This window comes from Mesorhizobium sp. M7A.F.Ca.US.005.03.2.1 (genome assembly GCF_003997795.1).
GTDB lineage: Bacteria > Pseudomonadota > Alphaproteobacteria > Rhizobiales > Rhizobiaceae > Mesorhizobium > Mesorhizobium ciceri.
Map to the genome: position 1 here is coordinate 1 of NZ_RZRP01000935.1, position 2,287 is coordinate 2,287.

The 2,287-nt window shown below is 61.9% G+C and carries 4 protein-coding genes; all 4 read left to right on the top strand.

Features of this window, described 5'->3' with window-relative positions; all coding sequences use genetic code 11:
• Positions 1 to 635, top strand: a 635-nt coding sequence (locus EN991_RS32805; protein ID WP_348630514.1) for a radical SAM protein, incomplete at its 5' end; no start/stop codon positions are given.
• A 54-nt stretch (positions 636 to 689) separates the two neighbouring features.
• On the top strand, positions 690 to 1,160 hold the full coding sequence (locus EN991_RS32810) for a hypothetical protein (protein ID WP_024503302.1): 471 nt from the start codon (positions 690 to 692) through the stop codon (positions 1,158 to 1,160).
• A 119-nt stretch (positions 1,161 to 1,279) separates the two neighbouring features.
• Positions 1,280 to 1,639, top strand: a complete 360-nt coding sequence (locus EN991_RS32815; protein WP_127370295.1) for a hypothetical protein — start codon at positions 1,280 to 1,282, stop codon at positions 1,637 to 1,639.
• 219 nt (positions 1,640 to 1,858) lie between these two features.
• On the top strand, positions 1,859 to 2,287 hold a 429-nt coding region (locus EN991_RS32820; RefSeq protein WP_164769547.1), incomplete at its 3' end, for a DMT family transporter.

A 2,287-nucleotide genomic window follows, 5' to 3' on the forward strand; every position in this document is an offset into this window, starting at 1 on the left:
TGTCGCTCGATACGCTCGATGCCGACAAATTCCACAAGATCACCCGCTGGGGCCATCTCGACAAGGTCATGCAAGGCATCGATGCCGCGCAGGCGGCCGGACTGAAAGTCAAGCTCAATGCGGTGGCGCTGAAGGATTTCAACGACGCCGAGCTGCCCGACATGATGCGCTGGGCGCATGGCCGCGGCATGGACCTGACGGTCATCGAAACCATGCCGATGGGCGAGATCGACGCCGACCGCACCGACCAGTACCTGCCGCTGTCGCTGCTGCGCGCGTCGCTCGAACGCCAGTTCACGCTGACCGACATTCCCTTCAAGACCGGCGGCCCGGCGCGCTACGTCCAGGTCGCCGAGACCGGCGGACGGCTCGGCTTCATCACGCCGATGACGCATAATTTCTGTGAGAGCTGCAACCGCGTCCGGCTGACCTGCACCGGCACCCTCTACATGTGTCTCGGCCAGGAAGATGCCGCCGATCTGCGCGCGCCCTTGCGCGCCTCGGAAGGCAACGAGCTGGTCGCCGAAGCAATAGACGAAGCCATCGGCCGCAAGCCCAAGGGCCATGACTTCATCATCGACCGCCGCACCAGCCGCCCATCGGTGTCGCGCCACATGAGCGTCACTGGCGGCTGATCTTTCCGTGAAATTTATGCAATATCGCTTCGGGATCATGACTTCGAGGCGAGCATGCGGCTGCACTCTTCATTCCTGGTCATTGCGACAATGGCAGCAACCAGTGCGGTCGCCGCGCCATTCACCTATGTGAACGATCGCTTCGGCACTGTCTGCACCTTTCCCGACGACGTCTTCACCGATCGCCAGCCGGAGCCCGACAATGGCGACGGACAGCAATGGCTGAGCGCCGATGGCGCCAGCCTGATCTGCTCGGGCATCCTCAACGTCGACGACGACACGCCGAAAGGCTTTGTCGCGGCGGAGAAGGCGAGCAAGGAGCCGGGCTACAAGATCACCTACAGCAAGGCCGGAAAGGACTGGGCCGTGCTGTCGGGCCTGAGGGATGGAAAGATATTCTACGAGCGACGTCTGTTTGGGAAAGACGGTATCATCCGTACGGTCTGGGTCGACTACCCGCCGGCGCTGAAGTCGAAATACGATCCGCTGGTCGGCGCCATCGCCGGCAGTCTCAAGGGGCCATGACGGTTTCGAACCACACCCCAGAAAAAGTCTTGTTCGCGAACCGCAGCCGGATTTACGGCCAGTCTGTTCCAGCCTAGCCTTCCCCTGGAAGCTGCTCTTCGCTCACAGGGGGATACACCATGCGCAAACTCGTTCTTTCTCTGGCACTGCTTGGCCTCGCGGCCGTGCCCGCGGCGGCGCAGTCGATCGGCGGCACCTATACGGTCGCCGGCACCAACTTCGAAGGCTCGGCCTATGGCGGCGAAGCCACCATCACGCTGACCAGCGGGACGACCTGCGCGATCCATTGGGAAACTGGTGGCTCATCTTCCGACGGCATCTGCATGCGCAACGATGATGCCTTCTCCGCCGGCTATGTCATGGACAAGGACATTGGCCTCGTCGTCTACAAGGTGGCGGCGGACGGTTCGCTGCACGGTCTTTGGACGATCGCCGGCAAGGAAGGCAATGGCACCGAGGTGCTTACGCCGAAGAAGTAAGTTCGCCATCGCAGGCGATATTCAGGGCCACAAACAAGGCTGTGGCCCAGTCCTTTGCTGTTGCTGTTTCATGCCCGACTGTTACAGGCTTGCTGCCTGAAGCGCGTCGCGTTTGAACGGATTCAGCCACGCGCTTCAGGTCTTTGTTTCTTATGCATGTCGTTTCCCCAAACCGAGGTCACTTTTGGGCGATATGTATTAGCAGAACCGGTAGCCGTCTTGCCCCTGTCTCCAAATCTTCGCGGCGCATTGTTCATGATGGTGGCGATGGCCGGCTTCACCCTCAACGACGCCATAACCAAATACTCGTCGCAATCGATGAACATGGCGCAGGTCATGTTGATCCGTGGGGCTTTCGCTTCGCTTTTCGTCGGCCTGCTGGCCTGGCAGCGCGGCGCTCTCGCCCACCCGGGCTCGATGCTGCAGCCTCTGGTCGCCTTGCGCGTGATCAGCGAGGCCGGCGCAACGGTGAGTTTCCTCGTCGCCCTCGCCCATCTGCCGATCGCCAATGTTTCGGCGGTGCTGCAGGCGCTGCCGCTGGCGGTGACGATGGGAGCGGCACTTGTCTTTGGCGAGACTGTCGGCTGGCGGCGTTGGCTGGCCATCGCCATCGGATTTGCCGGCGTGCTGATCATCGTGCGGCCGGGC

Coding starts and splice junctions, on each gene's coding strand:
- EN991_RS32810 (WP_024503302.1), top strand. CDS start 690: ATGCGGCTGCACTCTTCATTCCTGGTCATTGCGACAATGGCAGCAACC.
- EN991_RS32815 (WP_127370295.1), top strand. CDS start 1,280: ATGCGCAAACTCGTTCTTTCTCTGGCACTGCTTGGCCTCGCGGCCGTG.